Origin of the sequence: Rhodococcus sp. As11 (assembly GCF_048957735.1) — a bacterium.
Classification (GTDB): Bacteria; Actinomycetota; Actinomycetes; order Mycobacteriales; family Mycobacteriaceae; genus Rhodococcus; species Rhodococcus gordoniae.
Map to the genome: position 1 here is coordinate 218223 of NZ_JARDJE010000006.1, position 16156 is coordinate 234378.

General features: G+C 69.3%; 11 protein-coding genes. 3 read left to right on the top strand and 8 right to left on the bottom strand.

The window, feature by feature from the left end; translation table 11 throughout:
• Positions 1 to 56: 56 nt before the first annotated feature.
• The 6 genes from PV766_RS10645 to PV766_RS10670 form a co-directional block, all read right to left on the bottom strand.
• Complete coding sequence (locus PV766_RS10645) at positions 57 to 3824, bottom strand: multifunctional oxoglutarate decarboxylase/oxoglutarate dehydrogenase thiamine pyrophosphate-binding subunit/dihydrolipoyllysine-residue succinyltransferase subunit (RefSeq protein WP_421096994.1); 3768 nt, start codon at positions 3822 to 3824, stop codon at positions 57 to 59.
• 203 nt (positions 3825 to 4027) lie between these two features.
• Entirely contained in the window at positions 4028 to 7867 is a 3840-nt protein-coding gene (locus tag PV766_RS10650; protein WP_421096995.1) for an ABC transporter ATP-binding protein, read from the bottom strand.
• Between the two features lie 76 nt (positions 7868 to 7943).
• A complete protein-coding gene (locus PV766_RS10655; protein ID WP_421096996.1) occupies positions 7944 to 8723 on the bottom strand; it encodes an ABC transporter permease in 780 nt (259 codons plus the stop codon).
• Positions 8720 to 9820, bottom strand: a complete 1101-nt coding sequence (locus PV766_RS10660; protein WP_421096997.1) for an ABC transporter ATP-binding protein — start codon at positions 9818 to 9820, stop codon at positions 8720 to 8722. Before PV766_RS10660 ends, PV766_RS10655 begins: the two co-directional genes overlap by 4 nt.
• Positions 9821 to 9887: 67 nt before the next feature.
• The gene (locus PV766_RS10665; protein WP_421096998.1) at positions 9888 to 10694 is read right to left on the bottom strand and encodes an alpha/beta fold hydrolase; all 807 of its coding nucleotides are present in this window, start codon (positions 10692 to 10694) and stop codon (positions 9888 to 9890) included.
• A 2-nt stretch (positions 10695 to 10696) separates the two neighbouring features.
• Positions 10697 to 11431: a hypothetical protein gene (locus tag PV766_RS10670; protein ID WP_255162443.1), complete on the bottom strand. Its 735-nt coding sequence runs from the start codon at positions 11429 to 11431 to the stop codon at positions 10697 to 10699.
• Positions 11432 to 11488: 57 nt separating this feature from the next.
• Here PV766_RS10670 and PV766_RS10675 point away from each other — a divergent pair, with 57 nt between their 5' ends.
• Together PV766_RS10675 and PV766_RS10680 are read left to right on the top strand one after the other, a co-directional pair.
• Positions 11489 to 12319: an AraC family transcriptional regulator gene (locus PV766_RS10675; RefSeq protein ID WP_207213576.1), complete on the top strand. Its 831-nt coding sequence runs from the start codon at positions 11489 to 11491 to the stop codon at positions 12317 to 12319.
• Positions 12320 to 12344: 25 nt separating this feature from the next.
• The gene (locus tag PV766_RS10680; protein ID WP_064064443.1) at positions 12345 to 12809 is read left to right on the top strand and encodes a VOC family protein; all 465 of its coding nucleotides are present in this window, start codon (positions 12345 to 12347) and stop codon (positions 12807 to 12809) included.
• A 15-nt stretch (positions 12810 to 12824) separates the two neighbouring features.
• Here PV766_RS10680 and PV766_RS10685 read toward each other — a convergent pair whose 3' ends face one another.
• The gene (locus tag PV766_RS10685) at positions 12825 to 13871 is read right to left on the bottom strand and encodes a glutathione S-transferase family protein (protein WP_255162446.1); all 1047 of its coding nucleotides are present in this window, start codon (positions 13869 to 13871) and stop codon (positions 12825 to 12827) included.
• Positions 13868 to 14563, bottom strand: coding sequence for a GNAT family N-acetyltransferase (locus tag PV766_RS10690; RefSeq protein ID WP_064064441.1), 696 nt, complete (start codon positions 14561 to 14563; stop codon positions 13868 to 13870). Before PV766_RS10690 ends, PV766_RS10685 begins: the two co-directional genes overlap by 4 nt.
• A gap of 94 nt (positions 14564 to 14657) precedes the next feature.
• Here PV766_RS10690 and PV766_RS10695 point away from each other — a divergent pair, with 94 nt between their 5' ends.
• Positions 14658 to 16127 (top strand): DHA2 family efflux MFS transporter permease subunit, encoded by a 1470-nt coding sequence (locus PV766_RS10695; protein WP_064064442.1) that lies wholly within the window; start codon positions 14658 to 14660, stop codon positions 16125 to 16127.
• Positions 16128 to 16156 lie beyond the last annotated feature (29 nt).

A 16156-nucleotide genomic window follows, 5' to 3' on the forward strand; every position in this document is an offset into this window, starting at 1 on the left:
ATCGACCCGGCTCACATGAGAACCGTCACGGTCCCGAAGGGTCCGAAACGGGGCTTCTAGCGACCGAAGGCCTTCTCGAGGATCTCCTGCTGCTCGACAGCGTGGACCTTGCTCGAACCGGACGACGGTGCCGACATCGCACGACGCGACACGCGCTTGATCCCGCTGAGCTTCTCGGGCAGCAGTTCCGGCAGGGCGAGGCCGAGGAACGGCCACGCACCCTGGTTCGCCGGCTCCTCCTGCACCCAGAAGAACTCGGACGCGTTCGGGTACTGCTCGAGGGTCTCGGCGATGCGACGACGCGGCACCGGGTACAGCTGCTCGATGCGCACGATCGCGACGTCGTCACGACCTTCCTTCTGCTTCTTCGCCAGCAGTTCCCAGTAGATCTTGCCGGAGGTCAGCAGCACGCGGGTGGCCTTCGACCGGTCGGCCGTGCCCTCCTCGTAGGGAACCTCTTCGAGCAGCGAACGGAACTTGCCCTGCGTGAAGTCCTCGACGTTGCTGACCGCGGCCTTGTTGCGCAGCATCGACTTCGGCGTGAACACCACCAGCGGGCGCCGGATGCCGTCGAGGTGGTGACGACGCAGCAGGTGGAAGTAGCTCGCCGGGGTCGACGGAACCGCGACCGTCATCGAGCCCTCGGCGCACAGCTGCAACCAGCGCTCGATGCGACCCGAGGTGTGGTCGGGACCCTGGCCCTCGTGGCCGTGCGGCAGCAGCAGCACGACGTCGGAGAGCTGCCCCCACTTGGCCTCACCGGACGAGATGAACTCGTCGATGATGGACTGCGCACCGTTGACGAAGTCGCCGAACTGCGCCTCCCACAGCACGAGCGCGTCGGGGTTGCCCACCGAGTAGCCGTACTCGAAGCCCAGACCCGCGAACTCGGTCAGCGCCGAGTCGTAGACCATGAAGCGACCGCCGTTGCCGGCCTGGGTGGCCAGCGAAGCCAGCGGGCTGTACTCGTCGCCGGTCTTGCGGTCGATGATGACCGAGTGGCGCTGCGTGAACGTGCCGCGACGCGAGTCCTGACCGGCCAGACGCACCAGGGCGCCTTCCTCGGCCAGCGAACCGAACGCGAGCAACTCGGCGAACGCCCAGTCGATCTTGCCGTTGCGCGACATCTCGCGACGCTTCTCGAGCACCGGCTTGACGCGCGGGTGGACGGTGAAGCCCTCGGGTGCCTCGGCGAAGGCGTCGCCGATCCGCTCGAGCACCGAACGGTCGACGGAGGTGTCGAGACGCTTGGGCGGGGTCTGGTCGAGCTCGACCGACTCCGACGGCTCCGGCTGGTACTTCTCGAGTTCGCGGACTTCGTTGAAGACGCGTTCGAGCTGTCCCTGGTAGTCGCGCAGGGCGTCTTCCGCTTCCTTGAGCGAGATGTCGCCGCGGCCGATCAGTGCCTCGGTGTAGCTCTTGCGGACGCTGCGCTTGGTGTCGATCACGTCGTACATCGCGGGCTGGGTCATCGACGGGTCGTCGCCCTCGTTGTGACCGCGACGGCGGTAGCAGATCATGTCGATGACGACGTCCTTGTGGAACTTCTCGCGGAAGTCCACGGCGAGCTTCGCGACCCACACGCAGGCCTCGGGATCGTCGCCGTTGACGTGGAAGATCGGCGCACCGATCATCTTCGCCACGTCGGTGCAGTACTCGGACGAACGCGAGTGCTCCGGCGCGGTGGTGAAGCCGACCTGGTTGTTGACGACGATGTGCACGGTGCCGCCGGTGCGGTAGCCGCGCAGCAGTGCGAGGTTGAGGGTCTCCGCCACGACACCCTGACCGGCGAACGCAGCGTCGCCGTGCAGCAGCAGCGGCAGGACGGTGAAGCCGTCCTCGCCCTTGTCGAGGATGTCCTGCTTGGCGCGGACGAGGCCCTCGAGCACCGGGTTGACCGCCTCGAGGTGCGAGGGGTTCGCGGTGAGCGAGACCTTGATGTCGTTGTCGCCGAACATCTGGATGTAGGTGCCCTCGGCGCCGAGGTGGTACTTCACGTCGCCGGAACCGTGAGCTGCGGCCGGGTTCAGGTTGCCCTCGAACTCGGAGAAGATCTGCGAGTACGGCTTGCCGACGATGTTGGCGAGCACGTTCAGGCGGCCACGGTGCGGCATCGCGATGGCGACCTCGTCGAGCGTGTGCTCGGCGGCCTGGTCGATGATCGCGTCCATCATCGGGATGACCGACTCGGCTCCCTCGAGCGAGAAGCGCTTCTGACCGACGTACTTGGTCTGCAGGAACGTCTCGAACGCCTCGGCGGCGTTGAGGCGGCTCAGGATGTACTTCTGCTGGGCGACCGTCGGCTTGACGTGGTGCGCTTCGACGCGCTCCTGCAGCCACTGCTGCTGCTCGGGCTCGAGGATGTGGGTGTACTCGACACCGACGTGGCGGCAGTACGCGTCGCGCAGCACCGACAGCACGTCGCGCAGCTTCATCTTCTGGCGGCCGTGGAAGCCGCCGACGTTGAACTCGCGATCGAGATCCCACAGTGTCAGGTCGTGGGTCGTGACATCGAGGTCGGGATGCGAGCGGAACTTGTCGCGCACGAACTGCAACGGATCGGTGTCGGCCATGAGGTGGCCGCGGCTGCGGTAGGCGGCGATGAGCTCGAGCACACGGGTGTGCTTGTCGACGAGGCCTTCCGGCACGTCCTTGCGCCAGCGGACCGGCTCGTAGGGGATGTGCAGGGTGTGGAAGACGCCGTCGTAGAAGTCGTCGCTGATGAGCAGCTCGTGGATCTTCTTCAGGAACTCACCCGACTCCGCGCCCTGGATCACGCGGTGGTCGTAGGTGGAGGTGAGCGTCAGCAGCTTGCCGATCCCCATCTCGGCGATCCGCTCGTCGGACGCGCCCTGGAACTCGGCGGGGTACTCCATCGCACCGGCGCCGATGATCGCGCCCTGGCCCTGCATCAGACGCGGAACCGAGTGCACGGTGCCGATGCCGCCCGGGTTGGTCAGCGAGATCGTGACACCCGAGAAGTCGTCGCCGGTGAGCTTGCCGTCGCGGGCGCGGCGCACGATGTCCTCGTAGGCCGAATAGAACTGCGCGAAGTTCATCGTCTCGCAGTTCTTGATGGCGGCCACCACGAGCGAACGCTGGCCGTTCTTGCCCGGCAGGTCGATGGCGAGACCGAGGTTGGTGTGCTGCGGCACGACCAGGTTCGGCTTGCCGTCGATCTCGGCGAAGTGGTTGTTCATGTTCGGGAACGCCTTGACCGCCTGGACGATCGCGTAACCGAGGATGTGGGTGAACGAGACCTTGCCGCCCCGGGTGCGGGCGAGATGGTTGTTGATGACGATGCGGTTGTCGAACATCAACTTCGCGGGGACCGCGCGAACACTGGTGGCCGTCGGGATCGACAGCGAGGCGTTCATGTTCTTCGCAACGGCAGCAGCGGCGCCGCGCAGAACCTTCTTCTCCTCGGCGGCCGGGGCCGACGGGGCGGCTGCCGGCTTCGGGGCCGGCTTCGCCGGCGCGGCCTGGGCCTTCGGCTGGGTTGCAGGCTTGGTCTCGGCCTTCGGTGCGGGCTTCGCCGGCGCGGCGGGGGCCTTCGTTGCCGGCGCGGCAGGGGCCTTCGGTGCGGGCTCGGTGGGGGCCGAAGCGGAGGAACTCGGCGCAGATGCGGTGCTCGGCGCGGGCTTCTCGGTCGTGGCGGTGTCGGAGCCGTTGGTACCTCCGGCCACCGCAGCTTCCGGCGAATAGTCGGTCAGAAATTCGTGCCAACTCGCGTCCACGGACGAAGGGTCGTCCTGGAAGCGCTGGTACATCTCGTCAACCAACCACTGGTTCTGTCCGAACTGTGATGTAGAGCTGCTGCTCACGGCAGTTGTTCGCCTCGTTTCTTTCTTCGGTACCCGATCGGAGCGCCTGTGAATATGAGGCTAGCCCGTGGCATGTGACGATCCGAACTGACCGCTCATGTCGGTGGGCTAGCTCACAATCTGGTGCGATGGGGTCTCCATCGATGACGGTTCTCGAGAGCCGATTATTCCCTCAAAGGTGCATCGGCGCAGCGCGCACCCCGTTACAAACGTGAGGACGATCTCATGTTCGATCCTTCCGTCGCAGATGTGAGCAAGGCCTCGGGCTCCTCCGGAACGAGACCACCGGTAGCGAGTTGCCACAAAGTGGTGTACAGACCTCCCGCTCGGCGCAGTTCGTCGTGGGGCCCGCACTCGACGATACGGCCGTCGTCGATGACGACCACGAGATCGGCGCGAGCGGCGGTCGCGAGACGGTGCGCCACCACTACGGCCGTTCGCGAACGCGCCACCCGCGCACCCGCCTCGAGCACCGCCTTCTCGGTGGCGGGATCGAGGGTCGCGGTGGCCTCGTCGAGCAGCAGCAGGTCGGGGTCCACCAGTTCTGCGCGCGCGAGCGCGATGAGTTGCCGCTGGCCCGCCGACAGACCCTGCCCGCGCTCACCCACCGGATGATTCATGCCGCCGGAGAGCCCCGCGACCATGTCGAGCGCCCCGACGGCCCGCGCGGCAGCCTCGATCTCCTCGCGTGATGCGTCGGGCCGGCCGTACGCGATGTTGGTCGCCACCGTGCCCGTGAACAGGTGCGCCTCCTGCGGAACGACGCCGAGCCGGCCGCGATAGTCGCGCAGGCGGTACCGGCGCAGATCGGTCTCGTCCACCTGCACCGAGCCCGAAGTGGGGTCGTAGAACCGCGCGAGCAACTTGACGACCGTCGACTTCCCGGCGCCGGTCCGGCCCACCAGAGCGACCGTCGACCCGGCCGGGATCCTCAGGTCCACCCCGCTCAGGGCTTCGCGTTCGGCCTCGCGGTACCGGAAACCGACCTCCCTCAGGTGGACGTCGCCGCGGAGGTGCCCGGTGACGGCCACCGTGCCCTCCTGCGCCGACTCGAGCGAACTCTCGGTCCGCAGGAGGTCGCCGATCCGGTGCAGACCCACCCTCGCCTGCTGGTAGCCGTCGAAGACCTGCGACAACTGCTGGATGGGTGCGAACAGCAGGTTCAGGTACAGCACGAACGCGATCAGCACACCCGGGCCGACCGCACCCGACGCCACCTCGCGCGCCCCGACGAAGACGACCGCGGCGAGCGCGAGGTCGGACAGGAAGGTGATGAACGGGAAGTACAGCGAGATCGCCCGTTGCGAGCGCAGGCGGCTGCGCCGATAGGCCTCCGCGCGCTCGGCGAAACGACGGGCGGCGGTCTCCTCCCGGCGGTAGGCCTGCGCGGCGCGCAGACCCGTGACGTTCTCCTGGAAATCCGCGTTCACCACGGATATGCGTTCGCGGGACTGCGCGTATGCCGTCCCGGAGATCTTCCGGAACCACAAGGTCGCGACCACCAGGACGGGCAGCACCGCCAGCACCACCAGGGCCAGGGACAGATCGGTCGCGATCAACGCGACCGAGATGCCGGTGAGCGTCAGCACCGCCACCACCGCGGTGGACAGGCCGGTCTGGATGAACTGCGACAACGCGTCCACATCGGTCGTCATCCGGGTCATGATCCGGCCCGACAGTTCGCGTTCGTAATAGTCGAGTCCGAGTCGCTGCAGGTGTGCATACGAGCGCACGCGCAGCCCGAACAGCACCCGCTCGCCCGCGCGCGCGGTGAGCACGGTGAGGATCGCGACCGCGATCCAGCCGAGCAGCGCGAGGACCACACCCGCGGCGGTCGCCTGCCACAACCGCGACGGCTCGCCCGGGGTCACCCCGCGGTCGACGGCGAACCGCACGAGCGACGGGAACGCGATGCTCGTCAGCGACTCCACCGCCAGGCACAGCACGACGAGCGCGAGCAGGGCACGCACCGGGCGCAGCGTCGTCCACAACCGGAACTGCGGGTCGGGCAGGCGCAGGGAGTCGGACTGCAGGGCCGGATCACTCCCGGGGGTCTCGGTGGCGGGGGGGAGAGCCGCGACCGCGGCGCGCAGTTCCGGTGTCGGGGCCACCGCGCCGAGCGCCCCCGGCATCGGTCCGCCGCGACCACCGCCGCCCCCCGGTCCGCCGCGACCACCACCGGGGGCCGCCGTGTCGACGACGGCGCCGGACGGCTCGTCCTCGTGGCCCTCCGGCCACAACTCGCCGGCCGCCACCGGACGCTCCGCATCCGGCACGACGTCCTCGTCGGTCGAGAGCAGACGCCGGAAGGCGGGACTGCGTTCGTCGAGTTCGTCGACCGTCCCGATGTCGACGATGCGCCCGTCGTCGAGCACGGCGACCCGGTCTGCGAGCGCGAGCGTCGATCGCCGATGGGCGAGCACGAGCGTCGTGCGTCGCCGGCCGGCCCGCAGCGCGCCGTAGATCGCGGCCTCCGTCTCGGCGTCGACCGCGGAGGTGGCGTCGTCGAGGATCAGCACCCGCGGATCGACGAGCAGGGCCCGTGCCAGCGCGACGCGCTGTCGCTGCCCACCGGAGAGCGTCAGGCCGCGTTCGCCGACGAGGGTGTCGTAGCCCTCGGGCAGCGCGTCGACGAAGTCGTCGGCGCGCGCCGCTGCCGCAGCGGCCCGGATCTCGTCGTCCGACGCGTCGGGCCGGCCGAGCGCGATGTTGGACGCGACCGAGTCGGAGAACAGGAACGGCTCGTCGAAGACGAGACCGACCGCACCGCGCAGGTCGTCGGCGCGGAGCGTGGCGACGTCGATGTCGTGCCCGTCGGCGGTCAGGCACACCGACCCGTGGCGTGGCGCGTAGAAACGGGGGAGCAGCAGCGAGAGAACGGTCTTGCCCGAGCCCGCCGGACCGACGATCGCGACGGTCTCGCCGGGTGCGATCTCCAGGTCGAGCCCGCGCAGCACGTCCCGGTCGTCGTCGAAACCGAACGTCACATCCTTCAGGTGCACCCCGAGCGGACCGTCGGGCAGCGCGACGGGATGCGGGGGATCGGCGACGTCGGGTTCGGTGTCGATCACCTCGTACACCCGCTCCACGGCGGCGCGGGACAACTGCGCCATGATCACGACCTGCGACAGCGTGCGGGTCGTCGCCGTCATCGTCGCCACATAGGCGGTGAACGCCACGAAGGTACCCACGGTGATCCCACCGTCGAGGGCGAGCCAGCCGCCGAGCGCGATCGTGGCGACGAGCCCGAACTGCGGGATGGCACCCAGCGGTGCCGAGAACCACGCATTGATCCGGGCCGCGCGCAGACGCTCCGCGTACAACCGGCGACCGTGCTCCTCGAGCTGGTCGACGGCGCGGGACTCCTGGCCGAATCCCTTCACGACCCGCACCCCGGTGACGGTCTCCTCGACGTGCTGGGCGAGATCGGCCGCGCGCTGCTGCGCCGACCACGTCGCGGCGAACAGCTTCGGGCGCACCACCCGGACGAGGCCGCCGATGATCGGGACCGTGACCACCGCGACCAGCGTGAGCAGGGGCGAGAGCGACATCATGATCACCAGCGCGAGCACGAACTGCAGCAGCGCTCCCGCCGACATCGGCACCATCGCGAGCAGACCCTGGACGAGCTGCAGGTCGGTGATGGACCGCGAAACCACCTGACCGGTGCGGATGCGGTCCTGACCGTGGCCGTCGAGACGTTGGAGCGAGCCGAGCAGACGCAACCGCAGGTCGTGCTGCACGTCGAGCGACAGGCGTCCGGCGAGCATGCGCCGCCCGTACTGGCAGCCGAACCGGATCACCGCGCCGGCCGCGATCGCCCCCGCGGCGAGACCGATCAGACGCAGGTCGTCGGCGGGCACCTCGCCCTGTCCGGTCGCGCTGTCGACCGCGACTTTCGTCAGCAGCGGAAAGGTGATGTCGATCAGGGCGGCGACCACGGTGACGGCCAGCGCCCCCACGGCTGTTCTGCGGTGTTTCAGGCATTCGGCGACGAGCCGGGAAATCCATCCCGGTGTGCGCGGAATCGGGTCGTGTGCCATCGAACCGACATTAGCGCCGCGCGACGACAGACCGGGTCGGAGCCGGTCGCAGACGGTCGCTGCGTAGGGAGGTGCGTCAGACGATGTCGGCGGTTCGGGTCCGCCACCAGCCGAGACCGCCCAGCATCACGGTCCAGAAGACCAGGACCAGCGGTGCCAGCGGCCACGTCATCTCCAGCGTCACGTCCTCGGGCATCGACACCGCCGAGAACAGCACGTACCAGGTGGCCTGTGCCGGCAGGTACGACGCGAGTGCCCCGAGACCGAGACCGTGCAGGACGAGCGAGACGATCAGTTCACCGAACGGCACCCATGCGCAGATCGCGAGCACACTGCCCGTCGTGGACCGTGTGAGCAGGCCGAGCCCGGCTCCGATGAGCGACCACATCAGCGCGCAGAACAGGCCGATGCCCAGCACCTGGACGACCGATCCGAGGTCGGCGCCCTCGAAGCCGCCTCCGAACAGCACGAGCGTCGCGGCCGCCGCGAGTTCCGTGACGATGCAGTACAGCAATCCGATCACGGCAACGGTCGCGAGCTTCACACCGACGACCCGATCGCGGCCCCTCGTGGTGAGGAAGGTCGTCATGATCGTGCGGTGCGCGAACTCGCTGCCGGTCGCCACCGCGCCGAAGATCGCGGCGAACAGGAAGACCAGCGACAGGGCGAGGGAGATGCCGACCGCGGCGGCGACGGCTTCGGCGACACCGTCGCCGAAGCCGTATTCGAGTTGCCGCGCGACCGGCAGTGTCAGCGCGCCGCAGAACAGGCCCACCATCAGCGGTGCGATGCCGAGGATCCACCAGTAGCGCAGGCTCAGGACCTTGCGGAACTCGGCGGTGAGAAGCGCGGTCATGCGGTGGGGCCTCCTTGTCCGGTCGGCGGTCGGTTCGGCTGTCCCCACTGCGACTGCGGGTACTGCTGGGCCTGCGGGTACTGCTGGGCCTGGGGTCGGTGGGGTCTGTGCCCCGGGTACTGCGCAACCGGAGCAGCCGCGTAGCGACCCGCCGTCATCGCCAGGTACACCTGCTCGAGATCCACGTGCTCGACACTCGTGCCGAACAATGTCACCTCCGCGGTTCCGGCGATCTCGGCGATGCGGTCGGGAGCAGCACCGACCACCGCGAGCCGTCCGTCCTGCTGCACCTGGGCATCGGTGTGCCCCGCTGCGGCGAGCGCCGTCGCGAGGCGGGCCGGGTCGGAGGACGCGACGAACACCCGCGAGCGGTAGGTGTCGCGCAGGTCCGTCATCGAGGTCTCCGCGACCAGGTGCCCGTTCGCGATGACCACGAGACGATCGGCCATCTGCTCGACCTCCCGCAGGATGTGACTCGAGATCAGCACGGTCCCACCGTTGCCGGCGAAGACGCGGAGGAAGTCACGCAGCCAGGCCATGCCCTCCGGGTCGAGTCCGTTCGCCGGTTCGTCGAGCACCAGATAACGCGGTTGCCCGAGCAGCGCCGTCGCCAGGGCGAGTCGCTGCCGCATGCCGAGGGAGAACTCGCCGATGCGGCGTCGCGCGACCGATCCGAGGCCGACGAGGTCGAGCATCTGCTGCGCCCGCTCGTCGGGCACACCGATCGCGGCGCAGTAGATCTGCAGGTGCGTCAGCGCCCGGTGCTTGGGGTGGGCGCTGCGCGCGTCCAGCACGGCACCGACGACCTGCGCCGGCTGCTGCAGGGCCGTGAACGGCACGCCGTCGACGACGGCGTTGCCGGCACTCGGCCGGATGAGACCGAGCATCATGCCGAGTGTGGTGGTCTTACCCGATCCGTTGGGACCGAGGAAACCTGTGATCGACCCGGGCGGAACCGTGAACCACAGATTCGACACGGCCGCGTGGTCGCCGAACGCCTTGCTCAGGCCGTGGACGGCGATCCCCGCGCCGGGCGCCCCCGAGGGCACCCGGGGATCAGGTGTGCCGTACGGCGGTTGCGCTGACGGTGCTGTCACGGATACGGACCCCCGCGTCGTCGAGATGTGGGTGCGGCTCGTGCCGCGGTCGCCGTGAGCTTACGGGTCATCCGAGGAAGGGCAGGACGGCGTCGAGGAATTCGCGCGGGGCGTCGAGCTGGGGGCAGTGCCCGGCATCGGGGATGATCACGACTCGTCTCCTGCCGCCGGCCTGCACGCGCCGCGCGGCATGAGCGGGTGTCAGCCGGTCGCGCGCACCCCACACCAACAGGGCCGGCATGTCGAGGGCGTGCACCATCTCCGGGATCGGCAGCCGGCCGAGTTCGCCGATGGCGTGCCGGCCGACCGTCAGCAGGGTGTCGACCTGCTCGCGCGTCGCGTAGTTCGCCGCGAACGCCGTGCGCACGGCCCGGTCGAAGGTGCCGCGTCGATGCACCGCCGCACGCCCGTACAAGGCGCCCATGACCTGCTGCATCACCGCGACGGGCAGCGGACGCAGCAACGCGCGCGACAGCTCGACCGGCATGCGTGCGCCGCGTGTCCACCACCGGGGGATCCCGGCGAGCCCCGGCATGTCGGCGAGCACCACACGATCGACGCGGGACGGGTGGACGGAGGCGAACACCAGCGCCGTCACCGCACCGAGCGAGTTCCCGACCAGCGACACCGGCTCGGGCACGTCGTCGACGAGTTCGGCCACGATGTCGACGTAGTGGTCGAGCACCGGTGTCTCCCAGTGCTGCGCGCTGCGCCCGAAACCGGGCAGGTCGACCGTGAGCACCCGGTGACGCTCGGCGATCGCCGGTGCGACCTTGCACCACGTACCACCGTGGTCGGAGAAGCCGTGCAGCAGTACGACGGTGCGCGCTCCCGCACCGGACTCCCGGACGTACACCTTCCCGTCGGCGGACACCGTCAGTCCTTCGATACCGGAACCCCGGCGTCGAGGACCGGTGCCTCTCCGTTCAGGGGGAGGACGGGACGGGCGATGGGCCACGCGGGCGGGGGAGGGCCGAAGGCGTCGCGCGCGTGCTGGATCGTGCGCTTGCCCAGCGCGCGGTTACCCACACCACCGATGGCGGCACCGATACCCGCGGGCACGAGCTTGCCGATCAGCAACGGACTCCGCTTCGCGACGTACCGGCGGATGAACTTCTTGACCAACGAATTGTTCAGCGTCTTCAGCTGGGTGCCACCCGTGCCGGTGGTCAGTGCCTTGGGCCAGTTGCGCAGCGACGCGCCGGTCGCGGTCGCGACGATCTCCCGGCCGGCATCACCGAGGGAGACGGCGAGCACCAGCGCACGGCGCTGTTCGTGGTTGTGGGGTTCGATCCCGTGCACCGATGCGATGGCCAGGGTGAGCAGCGCGGACGCCTCGAAGAAGAAGGCCGTCTCGGCGCCCACCGCGCCGATGGCCGCGAGTGTCCCGACGCCGGGGAAGGCCGCGGTCGCGCCTGCCGCCGACCCGCTGCCCGTGACGCTGAGCAGGAACTGCTTCTCGAGCCGCTCGATGATCTGCGCCGGGGACTCGTCGGGATGTGCGCGACGCATGAGATCGACGTACTTCGCCACCGCGGGTCCCTGCAGCTTCGCGCCGTTGTCCAGCATCTTGACGATGAAGGCCTCTGCGATGCCTGGTTTGCTGCTCATCGTGCCCCTGTTCTCCGGTGCTCTTGTCTTCCGGACTGCTCTCATTACGCTGGTGCCATGACCGGGTCCGCAGTCGGGGTGTCGGACGGCGCCAGGCGGCGTCCGGCGCCCGTGCTGACACCCTACGTACGGTCGTACGAGGGGTATCGGCTCGACGGTTTCCCGCCGGGGACCCACCTGGGTATGCCCTCTCCGGAGGTCACCGTAATCCTCACGATCTCCGAGCCGGTCGAACTCTCCCGGGGCGACGGGCGGTCCCCGGAGCGTTTCGATGCTCTCGCCGGAGGTCTGTCGACGCGCCCCGTGCCCATCGTCCACGACGGGCGCCAGCACGGAATGCAACTGTCCCTCACCCCGGCGGGTGCCCGCGCGCTGCTGGGTGTGCCCGCTGCCGCACTCGGCTCGTGGGCTGTCGACCTCGAGGACGTCATCGGTGCCGACGGGCGAGAGTTGTTCGACCGGATCTCCGCGTGCGTGTCCTGGGACGAGCGGTTCGCCGTCCTCGACCGGGTGCTCACGCGGCGCCTGATCTCTGCCCGGTCGACGGGTCCGGACGGGCACCTCGCGCACGCCTGGCACGTGCTGGTGTCCGATCCTGCCCGTCCGGTCCGTGCCGTCGCGGACGAACTCGGATGGAGCAGACGCCACCTCACGAATCGGTGCACCGCCGAGTTCGGGCTGTCCCCGAAAGAGGTGGCCCGGGTAGCGCGGTTCGACCGGTCCCGGAAGATGCTGCGTGCCGATCCGACCCGGCGTCTGGCGGACATCGCCGTCGTCTGCGGCTTCTACGATCAAGCACACCTCGCCCGCGACTGGCGCGACCTGGCCGGCGTGCCGCCGTCGCGGTGGCTCGAGGACGAAGTGTTCCCATTCGTCCAAGACGACTGAGGTGGCGGCGCCGACACTGGACGGCATGACGAACACAACGAATTCCCCGCAGCAGTCGGCCACCGTCACACCCACCGTCGACTCGGTGTGGCCGTGCTTCGCCTACACCGACGCCCGGGGCGCGATCCGCTTCCTCGTGGACACCCTCGGGTTCGTCGGGACGGAGGTCTACGGGGAGGGCGAGCGCGTCGACCACGCAGCCCTGCTCTGGCCGTACGGCGGAGGCGTCATGCTCGGATCGACCGGTCGCGGGTCTCCGCTCGACCAGCACGCCGATACGGGTACCGCCTATCTCGTGCTTCCCGACGACGCCACCGTCGACGCCCTGTACGAGAGGGTGCTCGCCTCGGCACAGGCCGACGACCCGGCCGTTCGCGCGACCGTGACCGTCGAACTCCGCGACGAGGACTACGGCTCGCACGGGTTCACCTGCCGCGACCCTCACGGGGTGTACTGGAGCCTCGGCACCTATCGGCCGCGCCGGCCGTAGGAACCGTCGCAGGGATCAGCGGGCGATGGCGCCGTGCCCGTCGGGGACCACCTCGCTCGGGCGCGGCGGAGGCGGCGGCGTGCCGTCACCGAACGGCCGCCCGCCGAGAGCCTCACGACCGTGCGGGTCGAGCCAGTTCGACAGGTCCGGCCCCTTCGGCACGATGCCGGTCGGATTCACGTCGGTGTGCACGAGGTAGTAGTGCTGCTTGATCTGCACGAAGTCGACGGTGTCGCCGAAACCGGGGGTCTGGAACAGGTCGCGCGCGTATGCCCACAGTGCCGGGAAGTCCACCAGCCGGTTCCGGTTGCACTTGAAGTGCCCGTAGTAGACGGGGTCGAACCGGACGAGCGTGGTGAACAGGCGCACGTCGGCCTCGGTGATGCTCTCGCCCACGAGATAGCGCCGTGCTCCGAGGCGTTCCTCGAGCCAGTCGAGTCGGGCGAACAGGCGGTCGAAGGCTCTGTCGTAGGACTCCTGCGAGCCGGCGAAACCGCACCGGTACACGCCGTTGTTGACGTCCCGGTAGACGAGTTCGGCCACTTCGTCGATCTCGTCCCGCAGATTCTCCGGATACAGATCCGGGGCGCCCTCACGGTGGAATTGCGTCCACTCGGTGGAGAAGTCGAGGGTGATCTGCGGATAGTCGTTCGTCACGACCTGCCCGGTGGGGACGTCGACGACTGCCGGGACGGTGATCCCGCGGTCGTATCCCGGGTAGCGGGCGAAATAGGCGTCCTGCAGTCGCGGGATCCGGAGGACGGGATCGACCCCGCCCGGGTCGAGATCGAACGTCCAGCTGCGCTCGTCGTGAGTCGGGCCGCACAATCCCAGCGACAGGGCGTCCTCGAGACCGAGCAGTCGCCGCACGATCAGGGTGCGGTTGGCCCACGGGCAGGCGCGGGCGGCGACGAGCCGGTACCGCCCGGCCTCGACGGGATAGCCGTCGTGCCCGTCGGCGGTGATGCGGGTGGGGATGTAGTTGGTGTCGCGGGTGAACTCCGCACCCGGCTCGACGTACTTGTTCTCGGTCACCTGCGCATCCTTCCGCACTGTCCTCATCGTCCGGGTGGTACCCGAACCGTCACGAGGGTTCCCCAGATGTCGTATCCCGACACCGCCGCGACGGTCCGGGCACCGCGGTTGTCGCGGCGCATGCGGGCGAGCGGCACGAGTCCCGCGTCGAGCGCATCGTGGGTCGCCAGCGTTGCGACGGTCGAGGCGAGACCCCGGCGACGCGCGGCGGGTGTCGTCAGCACCCGCACGTCGGCCAGCAGCGATCCGAGTTCGCTGTAGGCGGCAGCGGCCAGGGGACGGTGGTCGTCGTCGAGCAGTACGAACACACGCGACGGTCCGCCGGGCGACAGTTCGGCCTCGGTGACGTCGTCGGGCGGGCAGCACCGCAGCAGTTCCGCGAGGTCCCCGGGATCGTCCGAGACGAGCGGGTTGTCGACGCGTGTCGCGTCGATCCAGTCGGTACACAGACCGAGGATCTCCGTGCGACCCGCGTGACCGGCGACGACGACTTCGGCGTTCGGTGCGTCGAGTTCGGCGGGGTCGGGTTCGGCTGCGAGACGGGAGACCGCGGTATCGGGACCCACGATCGCCGTGGCGCGCCCCACGGCCAGCACCCGGACGTCGCGGACCGAGTCGTCGACCCGTGTGACGCAGGCGGGTTCGGCGAGGGCACCGTCGGGCAGGCCCAGCGCACGACACCACGCGAGGGCGGCGATGCTCGAGATGTGTGGGTCCACCCCGCTACCGTAGACCGCCGACGAGGGGAGAGGTCCGGTGAGCGAGAACAGCGAGGTCGACACGCGCCGACGCGGGTCCGAGGTGGCGGTGGAGATGTCGGACGGTGCCCGCTGGGCGGCGTTGGGGGCACTGTGCCTGGGTTTCTTCATGATCCTGGTGGACAGCACCATCGTCGCCGTCGCCAACCCGGCGATCATGCGGACCTTCGGGGCCGACATCGCCGCCGTCGTGTGGGTCACGAGCGCGTATCTGCTCGCGTACGCGGTGCCGCTCCTCGTGACGGGCCGCCTCGGCGACCGCGTGGGGCAGCGACGGGTCTATCTCGCCGGGCTGGTGCTGTTCACGATCGCGTCCCTGTGGTGCGGTTTCTCGTCGACGATCGAGATGCTCATCGTCGCGAGGGTCTTCCAGGGTTTCGGCGCGGCGCTCATGTCGCCGCAGACCATGGCCGTGGTGACGCGGATCTTTCCGCGTGAGCGGCGCGGGACCGCGATGGGGCTGTGGGGCGCAGTGGCCGGTGTCGCGACGCTGGTCGGCCCCTTGGTCGGCGGTGTCCTGATCGACGGCCTCGGCTGGGAGTGGATCTTCTTCGTGAACGTGCCCGTGGGAATCGTCGGGTTCGCGCTGGCCGTGCGGTACGTGCCCGTGCTGCCGACGAGTCCGCACCGGTTCGACGTGCTCGGGATGTTGCTCAGCGGCGCCGGTCTGTTCTGTCTCGTGTTCGGCATCCAGGAGGGAAACTCGTTCGAGTGGACCGCCCGGGTGTGGGTGCTGATCGTCGCGGGCATCGCGTTGCTCACCGTGTTCGTCGCGCAGCAGTCACGCAACCGGGGGGAACCGCTCGTGCCGCTGTCCCTGTTCCACGACCGCAACTTCGGTCTCGCGAACATCGGCATCGCGACGATGGGTTTCGCCATCACCGGCGTCATGCTGCCCATCATGTTCTACGCCCAGTCGGTGCGTGGACTGAGTCCCACCGGTGCGGCGCTGCTCATGGTGCCGATGGCGGTGTTCAGCGGCGTGCTCGCGCCGCTCGTGGGCAGACTCGTCGACCGCCTCCACCCGCGATCGATCGCAGGCACCGGATTCTCGCTGCTCGTCGTCGGGCTGGGATGGCTCGCCTCGGTGATGACCCCCGACGCGGAGATCTGGCAGTTGCTGCTGCCGATCGCTCTGATCGGTATCGCGAACGCGGGGATCTGGTCTCCGCTGTCGGCCACCGCGACGAACGGGCTCGCGCCGAGTCGAGCGGGCGCGGGCTCCGGTGTGTACAACACGACGCGTCAGGTGGGTGCGGTGATAGGCAGTGCCGCTCTGGGCGCGATGATGGCGGCCCGGCTGTCGGCGAACGGCGTCGGCGGGGGCGGGGGTGCGTCGGAGATGCAGACGTCCGTCCTGCCGGAGCCGCTGCGTGCGCCGTTCGCCGCCGCGATGGCGGAATCGCTGTGGCTCCCCGCCGGTGTCCTGATCGTCGGACTCGTGGCCGTGCTGGCCTTCGACCGCCCCGCGAGTCAGAAGGAACAGCGTGCCCCGGAGGGCAGTTCGGCGCCGGCAACGGCCTGACGACAGTCCGCGGTACGGCTGACAGGTGT